Annotated in this window: 15 protein-coding genes; 6 read left to right on the top strand and 9 right to left on the bottom strand. The window is 53.9% G+C overall.

Annotated features, from left to right (window positions below):
- The first annotated feature begins 154 nt into the window (after positions 1-154).
- The 6 genes from leuS (at position 155) to HALO_RS10715 (ending at position 7,228) form a co-directional block, all read left to right on the top strand.
- Positions 155-2,740 carry a leucine--tRNA ligase gene (gene leuS / locus HALO_RS10740; RefSeq protein ID WP_050713416.1) on the top strand — a complete coding sequence of 862 codons (2,586 nt, stop codon included), beginning with the start codon at positions 155-157 and terminating at the stop codon, positions 2,738-2,740.
- Positions 2,737-3,231, top strand: coding sequence for an LPS-assembly lipoprotein LptE (locus HALO_RS10735; protein ID WP_035579794.1), 495 nt, complete (start codon positions 2,737-2,739; stop codon positions 3,229-3,231). The genes leuS and HALO_RS10735 overlap by 4 nt, the downstream gene beginning before the upstream one ends.
- Positions 3,228-4,295: a DNA polymerase III subunit delta gene (gene holA, locus HALO_RS10730; RefSeq protein ID WP_035579797.1), complete on the top strand. Its 1,068-nt coding sequence runs from the start codon at positions 3,228-3,230 to the stop codon at positions 4,293-4,295. The genes HALO_RS10735 and holA overlap by 4 nt, the downstream gene beginning before the upstream one ends.
- A gap of 86 nt (positions 4,296-4,381) precedes the next feature.
- A complete protein-coding gene (locus HALO_RS10725; RefSeq protein WP_035579800.1) occupies positions 4,382-4,780 on the top strand; it encodes a PA2779 family protein in 399 nt (132 codons plus the stop codon).
- A 14-nt stretch (positions 4,781-4,794) separates the two neighbouring features.
- Positions 4,795-5,733, top strand: a complete 939-nt coding sequence (locus HALO_RS10720; protein WP_035579803.1) for a PA2778 family cysteine peptidase — start codon at positions 4,795-4,797, stop codon at positions 5,731-5,733.
- A gap of 373 nt (positions 5,734-6,106) precedes the next feature.
- Positions 6,107-7,228 carry a GGDEF domain-containing protein gene (locus tag HALO_RS10715; RefSeq protein WP_231896838.1) on the top strand — a complete coding sequence of 374 codons (1,122 nt, stop codon included), beginning with the start codon at positions 6,107-6,109 and terminating at the stop codon, positions 7,226-7,228.
- Between the two features lie 26 nt (positions 7,229-7,254).
- On the opposite strand, the gene sthA is transcribed toward HALO_RS10715, so the two are convergent.
- From sthA to HALO_RS10670, 9 genes are all read right to left on the bottom strand, one after another.
- Positions 7,255-8,646: a Si-specific NAD(P)(+) transhydrogenase gene (gene sthA / locus HALO_RS10710; RefSeq protein WP_035579809.1), complete on the bottom strand. Its 1,392-nt coding sequence runs from the start codon at positions 8,644-8,646 to the stop codon at positions 7,255-7,257.
- A gap of 61 nt (positions 8,647-8,707) precedes the next feature.
- Positions 8,708-8,962, bottom strand: coding sequence for a (Na+)-NQR maturation NqrM (gene nqrM / locus HALO_RS10705; RefSeq protein ID WP_022523176.1), 255 nt, complete (start codon positions 8,960-8,962; stop codon positions 8,708-8,710).
- 232 nt (positions 8,963-9,194) lie between these two features.
- Positions 9,195-10,427: an NADH:ubiquinone reductase (Na(+)-transporting) subunit F gene (nqrF, locus tag HALO_RS10700; protein ID WP_035579811.1), complete on the bottom strand. Its 1,233-nt coding sequence runs from the start codon at positions 10,425-10,427 to the stop codon at positions 9,195-9,197.
- Between the two features lie 71 nt (positions 10,428-10,498).
- Positions 10,499-11,116 carry an NADH:ubiquinone reductase (Na(+)-transporting) subunit E gene (gene nqrE / locus HALO_RS10695; protein WP_009286984.1) on the bottom strand — a complete coding sequence of 206 codons (618 nt, stop codon included), beginning with the start codon at positions 11,114-11,116 and terminating at the stop codon, positions 10,499-10,501.
- Position 11,117: 1 nt separating this feature from the next.
- On the bottom strand, positions 11,118-11,786 hold the full coding sequence (locus tag HALO_RS10690; protein WP_050713415.1) for an NADH:ubiquinone reductase (Na(+)-transporting) subunit D: 669 nt from the start codon (positions 11,784-11,786) through the stop codon (positions 11,118-11,120).
- Positions 11,787-11,788: 2 nt separating this feature from the next.
- Positions 11,789-12,610, bottom strand: a complete 822-nt coding sequence (locus HALO_RS10685; RefSeq protein WP_035579817.1) for a Na(+)-translocating NADH-quinone reductase subunit C — start codon at positions 12,608-12,610, stop codon at positions 11,789-11,791.
- On the bottom strand, positions 12,610-13,836 hold the full coding sequence (locus HALO_RS10680; protein WP_050713414.1) for an NADH:ubiquinone reductase (Na(+)-transporting) subunit B: 1,227 nt from the start codon (positions 13,834-13,836) through the stop codon (positions 12,610-12,612). The genes HALO_RS10685 and HALO_RS10680 overlap by 1 nt, the downstream gene beginning before the upstream one ends.
- Positions 13,836-15,200 (bottom strand): Na(+)-translocating NADH-quinone reductase subunit A, encoded by a 1,365-nt coding sequence (locus HALO_RS10675; RefSeq protein WP_035579824.1) that lies wholly within the window; start codon positions 15,198-15,200, stop codon positions 13,836-13,838. The genes HALO_RS10680 and HALO_RS10675 overlap by 1 nt, the downstream gene beginning before the upstream one ends.
- A 308-nt stretch (positions 15,201-15,508) precedes the next feature.
- Entirely contained in the window at positions 15,509-16,963 is a 1,455-nt protein-coding gene (locus tag HALO_RS10670; RefSeq protein WP_035579826.1) for a glyceraldehyde-3-phosphate dehydrogenase, read from the bottom strand.
- Positions 16,964-17,113 lie beyond the last annotated feature (150 nt).

The following is a 17,113-nucleotide window of genomic DNA, read 5'->3' as shown; positions in this document are numbered from 1 at the left end:
CTCCTTTTGTCGACGCGTACGGTTTCCTATCATCGGCTTACCGTTCAAGGATACACCCGCATAGGATACAATCGACCTCACTTATCTGACAGATGTCATCTAACATTCACTTTGCGCCCCTTTTGGGCGAATACGCCAAGGCATTAATAAACCGATGGACGCACACTACAGCCCTCGTGATATCGAACGCGACGCCCAGCAGTACTGGGACAAACATCAGTGCTTCAAAGCCGTAGAGGACGCCAMCCGCGAGAAGTTCTACTGCCTCTCCATGTTCCCCTACCCCAGCGGCAAGCTGCACATGGGCCACGTGCGTAACTACACTATCGGCGACGTTGTGTCCCGTTTCCAGCGCATGCAGGGTAAAAATGTMATGCAGCCCATGGGCTGGGATGCGTTTGGCATGCCCGCGGAAAACGCCGCCATTCAGAATCAGGTGCCGCCTGCCAAGTGGACCTACCAAAACATCGATTACATGCGCAATCAGTTGAAGGCACTGGGGTTTGCCTATGACTGGAGCCGCGAGTTCGCTACCTGCGATACCAGCTACTACCGCTGGGAGCAGTGGTTCTTCACCAAGCTGGTGGAAAAAGGCTTGGTATATAAGAAAATGTCGACGGTGAACTGGGATCCGGTTGACCAGACCGTGCTCGCCAATGAGCAGGTTATCGAAGGCCGCGGCTGGCGCTCCGGTGCGCTGGTGGAGCGTAAAGAGATACCGCTGTGGTTCTTGAAGATTACCGACTACGCCGATGAGCTGCTGGCCGACCTGGATAAAGTCGAATGGCCCGAGCAGGTCAAAACCATGCAGCGCAACTGGATTGGTAAATCCCGCGGTGTCGAGCTGACCTTTGATGTCAAAGGCGCTGATGGCCAAGCCAATGAGCCGCTGGCGGTTTATACCACTCGCCCGGACACGCTGCTGGGCGTTACTTATGTGGCGGTGGCCGCTGGCCACCCGCTAGCCAAGCAGGCGGCCGAGCAGAACAGTGAGCTTGCAGCTTTCTGTGATGAGTGCGCCAGGGGTGGCACTTCCGAGGCCGAGATGGCCACCAAAGAGAAGAAAGGCATGCTCACCGGGCATATGGCGGTTCACCCGCTAACCGGTGATGAAGTGCCCGTTTACGTGGCTAACTTCGTGCTGATGGAGTTTGGTACCGGTGCGGTGATGGCGGTACCCGGCCACGACCAGCGCGACTGGGAGTTTGCCACCAAGTACGGCGTCCCAATTAAAGCAGTGATTGCCGATGAAAGTGGCAAACCTGCAGACATTTCCGAAGCCGCTTACGCCGAGTACGGCACCGTGGTCAATTCCGGGGAGTTCGATGGGCTGGGCTTTGAGCAAGCGTTCGATGCCATTGCCGCGAAGCTGGCGGAACTGGGCCGTGGCGAAGTCAAAACCAACTTCCGCCTGCGCGATTGGGGCGTTGCCCGCCAGCGCTACTGGGGTGCGCCGATTCCGGTTAAATACGGCCCGGAAGGTCAGACGGTACCGTTGACGGATGACGAGCTGCCGGTATCGCTACCCATGGAAGTCACCGTCGATGCCTCCGGCTCGCCGCTGAAAAAGATGCCCGCGTTTTCTGACCTGGGCGATGGCTGGACGCGCGAAACCGATACCTTCGACACCTTTATGGAGTCGTCCTGGTACTACGCGCGCTTCTGCTGTGCGGATAATACCGAAGCTATGCTAGATGACCGCGCCAACTACTGGCTGCCGGTGGATCTCTATATCGGCGGTATTGAACACGCCATTCTGCACCTGCTGTATGCCCGCTTCTTCCACAAGCTGATGCGCGACTTCGGTTTGGTGGATTCCGACGAGCCGTTCCAGCAGCTGTTGACCCAAGGCATGGTGATCGCCGAGACCTTCTACCGCCCTACCGATAACGGCGGCAAGCAGTGGTTTAACCCCGCTGACGTGGAAGTGAAGCGTGATGAGAAAGGTCGCCCGCTTAGCGCTATTTTGATGAGCGACGGCGAGCCGGTGGAGATGGGCGGCATCGAGAAGATGTCCAAATCGAAAAACAACGGCGTTGACCCGCAGTCGATGATCGACAAGTTCGGTGCCGATACCGTGCGCCTGTTTATGATGTTTGCCGCCCCGCCCGAGCAGTCCCTGGAGTGGTCGGACTCCGGCGTTGAAGGCGCCCACCGCTTCTTGAAGCGCCTATGGCGTCAGGTGAATGAACACTTGGCGGCGGGAACGCCGGGCACGCTGAACAGCTATGCGCTTAACGACGACCAAAAAGCGCTGCGCCGGAAAACCCACGAGACCATCAAAAAAGCCAGCGACGATATTGGCCGCCGTACCACCTTCAATACCGCCATTGCCGCGGTAATGGAGCTCTCTAACGCGGTTGGCAAGTTCGACGATAGCTCTGAGCCTGGCCTGGCGGTTAGCCGCGAAGCGCTGGAAGCCTGCGTGCTGCTGCTCTCGCCGATTACGCCGCACCTGTGCCATAGTCTCTGGGAAGCGCTTGGCCACTCAGGCCCGGCGATTGAAGCAACCTGGCCGGTGGTGGATGAATCTGCCCTTACACGCGACTCTATTGAGCTGGTGGTGCAGGTCAACGGTAAACTGCGCGCTCGCCTTGAGGTACCTTCAAGCGCCGATAAAGCGTCCATCGAAAAACTCGCCATGGAACACGAAAACGTACAACGTTTCCTTGAAGGCAACACCGTGCGTAAAGTGATCGTGGTGCCCGGCAAACTGGTTAACATCGTGGTGAGTGGATGAACCGACGCACTTTTCTAACCACAAGCATCGCCGCCTCGGCGGCGGTGCTGCTCAGCAGCTGCGGGTTTCATCTACGTGGCCAAGCATCGCTGCCTACCCTGCCGACCCTGGCCTTAGAGGGCGACACCAACAGTGCCGTAGCTCAGCAGGTCGCCTCACGCCTTCAACAGCTAGGCACCCAGGTCGCCTCTGATGCGCCCTGGCGGGTTACCCTGGGCACGCCGGCCTTAACCGAGCGTCGCTTGGGTGGCGATGGCCGGGCAAGCCGCGAACACGAGCTAACGCTCAGCATTCGCCTTTCGGTACAGGAGCGAGCATCCAATGCCTATCACATCAATAACCAGACCCTGTCTACGGATACGCGTATTCGGGTCAGCGATGACGACCTGCTCAACCGTGAAACGCTGATGATGGAAGCTGAGCAAACGCTTTCACGCCAGCTCTCTGATCGCATTATCGAACGCCTGGCTTACGTTGAGGGCATGCAGTGAAGGTATTTGCTGATCAGCTACCCGCTGCGTTGGCAAAAAAGCTACCCCGCGTAGTAATTGTCGCGGGCGATGAGCCCTTACAGCATCGCGACGCCTGCGATGCGGTGAGGGCCGCCGCGCGCCAAGCAGGCGTTGAAGAGCGGGAAGTCCTCGACGTGGAGCCCAATTTCGCTTGGGGCCGGTTGATGGAAATGTCGAGCAATCTCTCGCTGTTTGCGACCAGCAAGCTGCTGGAACTGCGGCTAGGCAATCACAAGCTAGGCCAAGAAGGCAGTAAAGCGTTGACGCAGTACGCTGAAACCCTGGATAACAGCGACGACGTACTACTGATCAGTATGGGCAAGCTAGACGCCAAACAGCAGAAAACCGCCTGGTTTAAAACGCTGGATAAACACGGCCTGTTTGTACCGGTGTGGCCAGTAGATGCCTCCCGGTTGGGTTATTGGCTGCGCGACCGGGCATCATTTCATGGTTTACAGATTGACCTGGACGCCGCCCGACTGCTGGGCGAGCGCACCGAAGGCAATCTACTGGCGGCCGATCAGGAGCTGCAGAAGCTGGCACTGATTCACCCTCAGGGCACGCGCTTAAATGTCGAGAGCATTGCCCAAGGAGTCGAAGACAGCACCCGCTTCGATGTTTTCAACTTGGCCGATGCCTGCTTAAAAGGCGAATCCAGCCGCGCTTCGCGCATTGTCAACGGATTGCGCAGTGAAGGAGTTGAGGCCCCGATTGTGCTGTGGGCGCTTAGCCGGGAGCTACGTATCCTGCTCTCGCTGCATCAGCACCTGGATCAAGGCCAAAGCTTTGAGCACGCCTGCAAAACCCAAAAGCCGATGATTTTTGATAAGCGCCGCCCGGCGTACCAGAAAGCGATTGGCCGACTGCCTATGAAGCGACTGCATAAATTGCTGTTAATGGCGCAGCGCCTCGATTTAGCCGTCAAAGGCGTGGCGGCGGTGCCGCTATGGCCCGGCCTGCACGATTTGGCGATGACCATGGCCGGGGGCCGCGGGCTGCTCTCCGAGTCCGCCTGGACCTATCGCATTAGTGCAAATAATTAGCACTTTGCACATTGCCCTTAAAAAATGCCCCGTTTGTTTCTATACTCATCCCACACCACCCCGACTAGTCTATAAGGAAGAAGACGATGAAAACATTGCGTGCTTACCTCTCCACCCTGTTGATTGCAGCGCTTGTTATTACCAGCTTACCCGTTGCAGCGGCCCCTACTGCGCCTCAATCCATGGATTTAGTCACTACCCAATCTGCTTTGGCAACTGACCATGCTGGCGCTGATCGCGAGCGTATCAACGAAATTCTAGCCCGCGCCGATGTGCAAGATCAGCTGGTAAAACAGGGTGTTGATCTGGACGAAGTCGAGGCTCGCGTTGCATCACTCAGTGATGCTGAAGCGCAGCAAATGGCCGAACAGCTTGAGCAACTGCCTGCCGGTGCTGGCGTTGTAGGCGCCTTATTTGCCGTTTTCATCATCCTGCTGGTAACCGATATTCTCGGCCTGACCGACGTTTACCCGTTTACTCGTTAATCAATAGGCAGCACATGACCTACCTGCTTACTAACGCCCGCTTTGCGGGCGTTTTTATTATGCTGCTACTACTTAGCGGCTGCGCGCGAAATCCGGTATTACTGCAAAGCACCTATCAAGCGCTACCACCCCATGCAGAAATCACCAACGTGCCGTTTTATGCCCAAACGGAATATCAGTGCGGCCCTGCCACGCTGGCGATGGTACTCAATCATCAGGGTGTCGACACCGACGTTGAAGAGCTGATTCCTCAGGTATTCCTACCCGGCCGCGATGGCAGTGTGCAGCCAGAAATGCTAGCGACAGTGCGGCGGCATAAGCAGCTGGCGTTTCCTATTCGCGGCACCATGGATGCCCTATTAAACCATTTGGCAGCGGGCGATCCGGTGGTCGTCATGCAGAATTTGTCGCTGCCGATTTACCCTATGTGGCACTACGCCGTCGCTATTGGCTACGACCTGCCCAGTGAAACGCTCATCCTGCGCAGCGGCGAAATTGAGCGTCATACGATGTCGTTCAGCCGCTTCGATGCCACCTGGGCACGTACAGAACGCTGGGGGTTTGTCGTCGCCGAGCCGGGCACACTGCCCGAGGGCATTACCGCCCGTAACGCGCTGGAAGCGATTAGCGCCTACGAAGAGTCCCATGGGCCGCTCGCCACGCTTTCAAGCTGGCAAGCGTTTGTAGAGCGCCATCCTGGCAATGCCATGGGGCAGTTTGCGCTAGGCAACGCGCTTTACGCTGACCAACAACCCTACAACGCACGCAAGGCGTTTGAGCGGGCAACCGAGCTGGATGAGTCAATGGGCGCGGCATGGCTAAATCTAGGCCTTTTACTACTGCAAAGCGATGCGCCTGAAGACGCGCGCGAAGCATTAACCCACGCTGCCTCCCTTGATGGTAGCTGGCGAGAAAAAGCACGCTTAGCCTTAGACTCTCTAAATAACGATTAAATATCAATCACTAACAGCGTTATTAATAATAACGAGCACAAGTATGATCCTGCAATTAGTAAAGTTGTGGGATGGCACATATGGCAAGCGAGTGCTTAAGTTGCATAAGGATGATGTTTTAAAGCTGTTCATTGGATTACCTAACCATAAACGGGAGAGGTGCCATGCGGAACTGCCCTTTGCAACGGAAGCACTCTGCTGATGACCCCACTTTTTCGCCCAACGAATTTGCGCCTACTCGGCAGTATGTAAAGAGGGGCGTCACTACTGCCAGCTCGTTGATTATCTCAGGATGATGCGTCTGTTTTTACGTCAGCCTGGCGGGCGCTTTGCGTCTGTTTTTGCTGCCATACTCTGCGCAATGTCCGTAGTAATGGCTAGTTACGTCTACAGTGCTTGCCAAAAAGCCAGTGCTGACTACACCACGTTGATTAGCGACATTGTGCTCGCTCAACAAGCGACACCTCAGTTACGGGCCGCTCTAGAAGAGGGTAGCCGCCGACCTCGCAACGAGCATATTGAAATCATCGATTACTTTACTACCCTGTCCAAGCAGCATTTAGATAACCTCCAGAGCAGTATTGAACGCCATCGTTATATCATTTCGGATGTTGAGTATCTCAAAAACTATTTTAATAGGCTTAATAGCCACCTTGCTAAATTAAACCAGCAAACGCGCGAGGCTCAACGGCGACCAGAACTTATCGAATCATTACAGGATACGGCCATGGAGGTCGGTGCCTCTCAAGTATGGCTGTATAATCAACTGCTAGAGGACGTTCGCACCATTGCTGGTCAACAGCGCTTGATTATGCAACGCCTGTCGATCGCCGTGAGTGTGCTACTGGTGTTAATGGTCAGCGCGGCAACCACACTCTGCCTGGCAGTTATTTACCTGCGCCGTCAGCGCAACACCATGCATCAACTAATGCTAACCGATGAACTGACCGGGCTATATAACCGGCGACACTTGGTCAAAGTCGTCTCCGCCGCGCTCACCCAGGCACAGCGTGCTCAGGCACCGTTGAGTCTAATGCTGCTGGATATCGATCACTTCAAGAAAATCAACGACACCTATGGGCACCCCATCGGCGATGAGGTGCTACGCCAGATTAGTAAGCAGCTTCGCCTGCTATGCCGGCCATCGGATACATTAGCGAGAATTGGTGGCGAGGAGTTTTGTTTATTGATGCCCAACACTGCTACCCATGATGCGCTACAGGTAGCCGATCGGCTGCGCCGCGAGATTGAAGTTCATACGCTGATTGATGAAGTGCTACACGCCAATCCGACTATTAGCATTGGCGTTACGACGTGTCAAAGTGGCTCGCTGACGTTTGAGCAGCTTTACTCGTTTGCCGACAAAGCGCTCTACCAAGCCAAAGCACTGGGGCGCAACCGCGTTGAAAGCCTGTTGCCCCCTAATGCCCCCTCACCTTATAACGACCCACTAACTTACGCTCACACCCTGATTCGCGAGCCCAGCGACTCCTAAACCTCGACGGAACAGCGAAGCTCCGGTTAGAAAACCCGGTTTAAACCGTTCTGCGCAGCCACCCGGTATGCTTCTGCCATGGTGGGATAGTTAAAGGTGGTATTCACGAAGTACTTGAGCGTATTGGCATCGCCCTCTTGCTGCATGATGGCTTGGCCGATATGCAAAATTTCCGAGGCCTGATCACCGAAACAGTGGATGCCGAGGATTTCCAGGGTGTCCTGATGGAAAAGAATTTTAAGCATGCCCACGGTATCACCGGTAATTTGTGCCCGGGCGGTATCTTTGAAGAAGGCTTTGCCTACTTCGTAGGGCACCTTCGCTTCGGTCAATTCACGCTCATTAGGGCCAAAGGAACTGATTTCGGGGATGGTGTAGATACCGGTGGGCACATCACTGACGAAGCGATACTCTTTGTCGAGCAACTCATTGCACGAGTTCAAGCCTTGATCGTAAGCTGCGCTGGCCAAACTCGGCCAGCCAATCACATCGCCTGCGGCGTAGATATGCGGAACTTCGGTACGATAATGCTCATCAACACTGAGTTGCCCGCGTCCATTGGCGTTTAAGCCAATATTCTCCAAACCTAAACTATCGGTATTACCCGTTCGGCCATTGGCCCATAAAAAGGCGTCCGCGCGAATTTTCTTACCTGACTTGAGGCGCACAACGACGCCTGACTCATCGCCCTCCACACTGTCGTATTCTTCATTATGACGAACCAACACACCGTGCTTACGCAAATGGTAAGAGAGCGCATCGCTAATCTCGTCATCCAGAAACGACAGCAGGCTGTCGCGGTTATTAATTAGATCGACCTTGACGCCCAAACCGGAAAAGATCGACGCATATTCACAGCCAATCACACCAGCCCCGAAAATGACCAGAGTACGCGGGGTATGCGAGAGGCTTAATATGGTGTCAGAGCAGTAAATACGCGGATGGCGGAAGTTAATATCCGCAGGGCGATAGGGACGTGAACCGGTGGCAATGACGATTTTCTTAGCCACCAGCTCTTCCATGCCCTCCTGGCGGTCACGCACCACCAGGGTATGCTCATCCTTAAAACGGGCGACGCCATGGAACAGGTCGATGCGGTTTCGCGCATAGAAGGTGGTGCGCATCTCTACCTGTTTATCGATCGTACCGCGTGAACGCTCCATGACTTTGGGAAAGGAGAACCAACGTGGCTCACCGATATCGCGGAACATACGGTTAGTGTTGAACGCCATGATCTGTTTGACCTGATGACGCAACGCTTTGGAAGGAATAGTACCCCAGTGAGTACAGTTGCCACCGACCTGCGCCTGCTTCTCAATGATCGCTACGCGCTTACCATGCTTTGCAGCGTTGATGGCAGCGCTTTCCCCCGCAGGCCCCGTACCGATAACCACCACATCGTAATTGTGAACCGCCATGCTCTCTGCGTCCCCTTGCTATTTTTGATCAATCATTCCCGCTGCATACACCGCAGTCTTGTTAGCGACGTGTAGCGTCATAGCCCAAATCGGCACCACGGCTTTCATCGCTACGGCGACGCACACCACCTCGCTTGCGGTTCTCTTCTTCACAAACCTCATCTTTGCCACCGCAGATATCACAGCCATCTTTCATGCCGATTTGATTCAAACCGCCGCAAGAACCGGCAATTGGTTTGCGGCCCATGATGACGCCCACAGCCATAGCACCCATAATCAGTGCCATGAAACCGAATACCAGTAGCCAAATTGTCATATCAACCTCCCAGCTTTACATTGCTTCGCTTAAAATTATTGGCCTTACCTGACGACAACAGCCGTAGTGATAAGTGCCTCACGGTCATTCATCATTAAAATGATTATACCTTAGCCAAGCTCCTCTTATCAGCGCGGTGATAAGTCATTCCCTTCACAAAGTTATATAAACAAACGGGGCCAGCCCAAAAGGCCAGCCCCGCTTAACGCTACTATCGACTTACGCCGACCGTTTAGCCACCGAAATCATCCAACAGGATATTTTCCGGCTCAACGCCCATATCAAGCAGTAGCTTGATAACCGAGGCGTTCATCATCGGCGGTCCACACATGTAGTACTCACAATCTTCAGGCGCAGGGTGATCCTTCAGATAGTTTTCGAACAGTACGTTATGGATAAAGCCTGTCGGCCCTTCCCAGTTATCTTCCGGCTGAGGATCAGACAGCGCCAAGTGCCACTCAAAGTTAGGGAACTCTTCGGCTAACTTGTCGTACTCTTCGTTGTAGAAGGTTTCACGCCAGGAGCGTGCACCGTACCAGAAGGTAATCTTGCGTTCAGACTTCAAGCGCTTCAGCTGATCGAAGATGTGACTGCGCATCGGTGCCATACCTGCACCACCACCGATAAAGATCATTTCGGCGTCAGTATCACGGGCAAAGAACTCACCGAACGGCCCCATCACAGTGACCTTATCGCCTTCTTTAAGATTAAAGACGTAAGTCGACATTAAGCCAGGCGGATGATCCGTGCCCGGAGGCGGCGTGGCGATACGGATGTTGAACTTGAGGATACCCTTCTCATCCGGGTAGTTCGCCATGGAGTAAGCGCGAATCACTTCCTCGTTGCTCTTGTGGGAAATTTTGAACATATCAAATTTTTCCCAGTCACCCCGGTACTCCTCTTCAATATCAAAATCAGCAAACTTGACATCGTAAGGCGGCGCAACGAGCTGGACATAGCCACCGGCACGGAAGGCGACTTCTTCACCCTCAGGCAGTTTCAGGTTCAGCTCTTTGATAAAGGTGGCCACATTGGGGTTAGCGATAACCTCGCACTCCCACTTCTTAACCCCAAAGACCTCTTCAGGCACTTCGACTTTCATGTCCTGTTTCACAGGTACCTGACAAGAGAGGCGCCAGCCCTCTTTCTTCTCACGCATGGTGAAGTGCGACTCTTCAGTGGGCAGAATAGAGCCACCGCCCTCTTCTACCCGGCACTTACACTGGGCACAAGAACCGCCGCCACCGCAGGCGGAAGAGAGGAAAATGCCGTTGGCTGCTAGCGTGTTTAGCAGTTTGCCACCGGCCTGGGTCTGCAATGTGTGCTCGGGGTCGCCATTGACCTCAATGGTCACGTCCCCACTACTCACAAGCTTGCTGCGCGCTGCCAGAATGATCGCCGTTAAGCTAATAACGATGACCGTGAACATGACAACACCGAGCAAGATGACTGTTGTATCAACCATGTCGGTTTCCTATTGCTGGAGGTTTCTATTACCCAGCGGCGTCTGGCACCGCTGGGAAAAACCGGCTCCGATTAAAGCTGAATGCCCGAGAAGGACATAAAGCCCAACGACATCAGCCCCACGGTGATGAAAGTAATGCCCAGCCCTTGGAGGCCACCCGGCACATCGCTGTACTTCAGCTTTTCACGAATACCCGCCAGGGCAGCAATAGCCAATGCCCAACCGGTGCCCGCACCGAAGCCATACACCACGGCTTCGCCAAAGTTATAGCTACGCTCCACCATAAACAGCACGCCACCAAGAATGGCGCAGTTAACGGTAATCAGCGGTAGGAAAACCCCTAGCGCGTTGTAGAGCGACGGCACGTACTTATCAAGGAACATTTCCATGATCTGTACCAGCGCGGCAATAACACCGATATAGGAGAGCAACCCAAGGAATGAAAGGTCAATGTTTTCAGCACCGCTAATACCGGTCCAGGTCAACGCGCCTTCCTGCAGCAGGAAGGTATAGACAAGGTTGTTAACCGGTACGGTGACGGTCAGCACCACAATAACCGCAATGCCCAGGCCAATCGCTGAGGAGACTTTTTTGGAAACCGCCAAGAAAGTACACATCCCCAGGAAGAAGGCCAGCGCCATGTTTTCTACAAACACCGAGGCAACAAAAAGACTCAGATAATGTTCCATGTTACACGGCCTCCTTGGGCTTGGTGTTTTCCTTCATTTTGAACTCATTATCTTCTACCTGCTCAGGGTTAACGGAACGCATCACCCAAATCAGTAGACCGATAATAAAGAACGCGGAAGGCGGCAGTAACAGCAGACCGTTGGGAACGTACCAGCCACCGTTTTGGACGGTCTGGAGGATAGTAATCCCGAATACGCTACCTGCCCCCAGCAGCTCACGGAAGAAACCCACCACCATGAGTACAAAGCCATAACCGAGGCCGTTGCCGATACCGTCTAAAAACGACATGCCCGGGGTATTGGACATCGCAAAACCTTCCGCACGCCCCATGACGATACAGTTGGTAATGATCAAGCCCACAAATACCGAGAGTTGCTTAGACATCTCATAGGCATACGCCTTGAGAATCTGATCAACCACGATAACCAGCGAGGCAATAATGGTCATCTGTACGATAATACGAATCGAAGAGGGAATATGATTCCGGATCAACGATACGAACAGGTTAGAAAATGCCGTTACGAAGATAACCGCCAGCGCCATAACGAGCGATACGCTCATGCTGGKGGTTACCGCCAGTGCTGAACAGATCCCCAGAATTTGCAGCGCAATGGGGTTGTTATGAAAAATCGGCGCCGTTAAAACGCCTTTTGCATTTACGTCCGCCATGATCAGGCCCCCTCAACGTCTTCGAAGTTGGTATCGGTCTCTTCGGCGTCTTCCGGCTCTGTACCACTGCGGAATTTAGCCAAATAGGGACCGAAAGCTTCTTCGCTTAGCCAGAACTGCAGCATATTAGTGACGCCGTTACTGGTTAGCGTAGCGCCAGATAGCGCATCGACTTCGTATTCGTCACTGGCGCCGCCTTTGGTCAGGTGAATTTCCGGTGAGAGGTCACCCTCTTCATCGTAAATTTTCTTACCTTCCCACTGTGCTTGCCAGCGCGGGTTATTAACTTCAGCACCCAGGCCTGGCGTTTCGCTGTGCTCGTAGTAGGTGATACTGACGATGGTATTGCCGTCACCCTCTACGGCCAGGAAGCCGCGCATTAAGCCCCACAGGCCTTGACCACGAATCGGCAGCACGATCTGTTCCGGGTCGTCTTCACCACCAATCAGGTAAACCGTGGCGTAGTTTTCGACGCGTGATAGACCCGCGATGTCCTGCTCGCCAGAAAGCGTGCGACCCGAGGCGGGATCACGAGCAGCTTCAAAGCTATCGTAGGTATCGGGATCAAACTCATCAGAGTACTCGCCCGTATCCAGGTCAACGACTCGAGCAGTGATCTCGTCGCTAAATACCTTTTCAACGTCCATACCCGGCTCATAAAGCTTGGCAACGTTTAAGATATTAGTTTTACGATCAAGCTCCTGGTTAAGCTGCTGCATGGGTCGCAAAGCGACCGCAGCGGTCGAGACGATGACGGAGCACACGATACACAGTGAGAACGCCACAATCAGGACTTTTTTGATGGAGTTGTTACCTTGTGCCATTAGGCAGTCTCCTCGGCCGGAACGCCGGTACGCTTCACGCGACGCTTAATGTTGGCCTGGACGAAGAAATGGTCAATCAGCGGTGCAAACAGGTTAGCGAACAGAATTGCCAACATGATGCCTTCCGGGAAAGCCGGGTTCACAACGCGAATCAAGACGGTCATCACACCTATCAGCGCACCAAACAGCAGACGACCTTGGTTGGTCATCGAGGCTGACACCGGATCAGTCGCCATGAATACCATACCGAAGGCGAAACCACCGATGACCAGATGCCAGTACCACGGCATGGCAAACATTGGATTCGAGTCAGACCCGATCAGGTTAAACAGCGTACTGGTTACCACCATGCCCAGGAACACCCCCAGCATGATTCGCCAGGAGGCAATCCCCGTCCACAGTAGCACTGCAGCGCCGATAAAGATCGCCAGCGTCGAGACCTCCCCCACTGAGCCGGGGATAAAGCCAAGGAAGGCATCCCACCAGCTAAAGGCGTCGGTCAGCGCAGACATACCGTCCTGGAACGCCATTGAGAGTGCCGTCGCACCGGTATAGCCATCGGCGGCCACCCATACAGAGTCACCGGAGATCTGCGCTGGGTAGGCAAAGTAAAGGAATGCACGGCCGGTTAGCGCGGGGTTCAAGAAGTTCTTACCCGTGCCACCGAAGATCTCTTTACCGATCACCACACCAAAGGTGATGCCCAGAGCCACCTGCCACAACGGAATAGTAGCCGGCAGGATCAGCGCAAACAGCACCGAGGTAACGAAGAAACCTTCGTTAACTTCGTGGCCACGCTTGATAGCAAAGAGCACTTCCCAGAAGCCACCAACCACAAAGGTGACAAGATAAATGGGCAAGAAGTAGGTAGCACCGAGGACAAAGTTAGCCCAGAAGCTGCTTGGGTCATGTCCACCAGCCAACGTCATCATAATGGCTTCACGCCAGCCAGCCATAGAGGCATAGCCTGCGTCGATGGCGGTGTTAGCCTGCCAGCCTGCGTTCCACATACCGAACAGCATGGCTGGGAAGGTACACATCCATACGGTAATCATGATGCGCTTTAGATCGATACCATCACGCACGTGCGCAGTGGTTTTAGCCACGCTCGGCGGTGTATAGAAAATGGTATCTACCGCTTCAAATAGCGGATAGAACTTTTCGTACTTTCCGCCTTTGTGGAAATGCGGCTCGATATTTTGGAGTGTCTGTTKAATACCCATCATCAGGCCTCTTTCTCGATCATGGTGAGATTGTCACGCAGGATGGGGCCATATTCGTATTTGCCGGGGCAAACATACGTGCACAGCGCCAGATCCTCTTCGTCCAGCTCCAAACACCCAAGCTGCATGGCAACCTCAATGTCGCCCACGATCAACGAACGCAGTAGCTGAGTTGGCATGATATCCAACGGCATCACCGTTTCATAAGCACCTACCGGCACCATAGCACGCTCGGAGCCATTGGTAGAGGTGGTCGGCGCATAGTTGCTTAAGCCTTTAATCTTAGAGATGTAGATACCTAAGACCGAGTGGCGATTAGCACCGGGAGAGAGCCATCCCATAAACGTGCGCTTGTTGCCTTCTTCCAGCAAACTTAGTTGATTGCTGAAGCGGCCAAGGTAGGTCAACTTACCTTCAGCGGCAAAACCAGAGAATACTGAACCAGAGATAACGCGGGTGTCATCGGGTTTGATGATTTCGCCTGCCAAGAGTTCATCCGTGCTGGCGCCGACACGTGTACGGACCAAGCGAGGGTTTTCAGCACGCGGGCCACCAATGGCGACCACTCGGCTCATATCCAACTTGCCTTCGACAAAGAACTTACCGAACGCGATAACGTCCTGATAGCCGATGTGCCACACTTTTTTATGCAGTGCGACCGGCGAAAGGTAATGAATATGGGTGCCGACAAGGCCTGCCGGATGCGGTCCAGCAAAGCTTTCTGTCTTTACGCCATCCACATCACCGCCCGGAATTGAGGCGTTTTCGCCTGTACCGTTTTCGCCTGTACATAGGAAGACGTTGCCCTCGGTCAGGCGCGCTAACACCTTGAGGCCATCCTCGAATGCCTGCGCCTGTTCATTAATGATCAGGGCAGGGTCAGGGCTAAGTGGATGCGTATCCACGGCAGTTACAAAAATATCGGCCGGCGTGCTATCAATGGCCGGCGTGCGCGAGAAAGGACGAGTGCGTAATGCAGTCCAGAGTCCCGACTCTACCAGTTGGTCGACAACGACCTGACGCTCAAGCTGCACTAAGGCATTACGATCGTGAGCCGCGAATTCAACCGCTTCCTCAGTTTCGTCGACTTTGATCACGACAGATAGTAAACGACGTTTTTCGCCACGGTTTATTGCAAGCACTTCACCGGCAGCGGGCGCTGTATAGCGCACACCATCAATTTTCTTATCGGTGAAGAGCAATTGGCCTAGTTTGACCTTATCCCCTTCCTGGACTTCCATTGTCGGCTTCATGCCAACGTAGTCAGTTCCCAGGATTGCCACATGGCGCACAGCCTGCGCATCTTCAATACGCTGCTCGGGCGCTCCCGTGATGGGGAGATCCAGGCCTTTTTTGACTTCGATCATAGTCTCGCCCAGTTGTTGGATCGGATATACGAAGGTATGGGGTTCGAATGCTTATGTTCTGCTCAGTGAATTGTTATTTTCTGCTCAGATCGTTACCAGTCCGGCCCAAGCAGCACTTGAACCACCCCGAAAAATCCATCGTATTATAAAGATAAGCGCGTCCAATGACCACATCCCTGAGGGCCACCTAAAGTGTTATAGACAACGAAAAAAGGCTTTATTGAGGTAAAAAAAACGCCACCCTAAGGTGGCGTTGGTAAACGCAATGAGCCGGACAGCCCCGCATAAGGGCAATCTGGCCCCTGAGGTTAGCGCGGCAGCTTCAAAAAACGCACGTTAGACATCTGCTGTAAAATACGCACGACTTGGCAACTGTAGCCAAATTCATTGTCGTACCACATGTATACGACCGCATGATGGCCATTAGCGATAGTCGCTTTAGCATCGACAATACCGGCATGGCGGTTGCCCACAAAGTCCGATGACACCACCTCTGCAGAGTCGACAAAGTCGATTTGCTTCTGGTAGGCGGACTCAATCGACATGCGCCGCAAGTAGTCATTAAGTGCGACTGCGTCGGTGGTTTTATCGAGAGTCAGGTTAAGAATGGCCATTGAGACATTGGGGATCGGCACGCGAATAGCATTACCGGTCAACTTACCTTCAAGCTCAGGCAGCGCTTTGGCTACCGCCTTGGCGGCTCCTGTCTCGGTCAATACCATGTTCAGCGCCGCACTACGGCCGCGACGGTCGCCTTTATGGTAGTTGTCGATCAAGTTCTGGTCGTTGGTATAGGCATGCACGGTTTCCACATGACCATTCACCACACCGTACTCATCGTTGAGCACCTTCAATACCGGAACGATCGCATTGGTAGTGCAAGAGGCAGCAGAGACGATGAGATCGCTGTCGCCAATGGATTCGTGATTAATACCGTAAACGATGTTTTTAATATCGCCTTTACCCGGTGCCGTTAGCAACGCTTTGGCAGCGCCTTTACACTTCAGGTGCTGGCCCAAACCCTCTTCATCGCGCCAGATACCGGTATTATCAACAATCACCGCGTTATCGATATCATACTCGGTATAGTCAATCTCGCTGGGCGAGTCGGCGTAAATGACCTGAATCACATTGCCGTTGACCGTCAGCGTGCGGGCATCGGCATCGACCATGATGGTGCCATCAAAGGGCCCGTGCACGGAATCACGGCGCAGCAGGCTAGCGCGTTTTTCCAGGTCTTTGGCTACATCGCCACGGCCGCGAACCACAATAGCGCGCAAGCGTAACAAGTTACCGCCACCGGCTTTCTCAATCATCACCCGTGCCAGCAAACGGCCAATGCGGCCAAAACCGTAGAGCACCACATCTTGCGGCTCACCGGTGCTGGCACCTGGCTGGTAGCCATCAATAATTTCGTGGAGCTCTTTACGCAGGAAGGCGTCGACATCGCCACCGCCCTGGTTCTTGAACATCACCGCCAGCTTGCCTACATCCACGTGGGCGGGGCCAAGGTTCAAAGCGACCATGCCCTTCACAATGGGGTAAGTATCCTCAACCAAGAGCTCAGTGCCTTCTATTTTACGCACGAAGCGGTGGTCTTTAAGGATACGAATGACCGAGCGTTTGATCAGCGAACGTCCGAACATGGTGGCAACGACATTATTCTGACGATAGAGCTGCCCTACTAACGGGATCATCTGCTCCGCCAAGGCTTCGTTGCCTTGCCATTCTTGAAAAACGTTTTCGAGCGCTTGCTGACTCACGTGCGGCCTCATCAGATAGTGGAAACGGTGGGTGTATTATCCGGGGCGAGCTACGCGGCCGCAATGAATGGATAGTCGCACACCATGTAGGGGTATTACAGAAACGCCGATCTCACTACAAAACGACCTTATGGGAAAAGATTCAGCCGC

Origin of the sequence: Halomonas sp. R57-5, assembly GCF_900070345.1 — a bacterium.
GTDB lineage: Bacteria > Pseudomonadota > Gammaproteobacteria > Pseudomonadales > Halomonadaceae > Vreelandella > Vreelandella ventosae_B.
The sequence above is the reverse complement of the archived record's forward strand: the minus strand, read 5'-3'. Positions and strand labels throughout refer to the sequence as shown.

Coding starts and splice junctions, on each gene's coding strand:
- nqrF (WP_035579811.1), bottom strand. CDS start 10,427: ATGGTTGATACAACAGTCATCTTGCTCGGTGTTGTCATGTTCACGGTC.
- nqrM (WP_022523176.1), bottom strand. CDS start 8,962: ATGACAATTTGGCTACTGGTATTCGGTTTCATGGCACTGATTATGGGT.
- HALO_RS10715 (WP_231896838.1), top strand. CDS start 6,107: ATGGCTAGTTACGTCTACAGTGCTTGCCAAAAAGCCAGTGCTGACTAC.
- sthA (WP_035579809.1), bottom strand. CDS start 8,646: ATGGCGGTTCACAATTACGATGTGGTGGTTATCGGTACGGGGCCTGCG.
- HALO_RS10735 (WP_035579794.1), top strand. CDS start 2,737: ATGAACCGACGCACTTTTCTAACCACAAGCATCGCCGCCTCGGCGGCG.
- HALO_RS10675 (WP_035579824.1), bottom strand. CDS start 15,200: ATGATCGAAGTCAAAAAAGGCCTGGATCTCCCCATCACGGGAGCGCCC.
- HALO_RS10685 (WP_035579817.1), bottom strand. CDS start 12,610: ATGGCACAAGGTAACAACTCCATCAAAAAAGTCCTGATTGTGGCGTTC.
- HALO_RS10720 (WP_035579803.1), top strand. CDS start 4,795: ATGACCTACCTGCTTACTAACGCCCGCTTTGCGGGCGTTTTTATTATG.
- nqrE (WP_009286984.1), bottom strand. CDS start 11,116: ATGGAACATTATCTGAGTCTTTTTGTTGCCTCGGTGTTTGTAGAAAAC.
- HALO_RS10725 (WP_035579800.1), top strand. CDS start 4,382: ATGAAAACATTGCGTGCTTACCTCTCCACCCTGTTGATTGCAGCGCTT.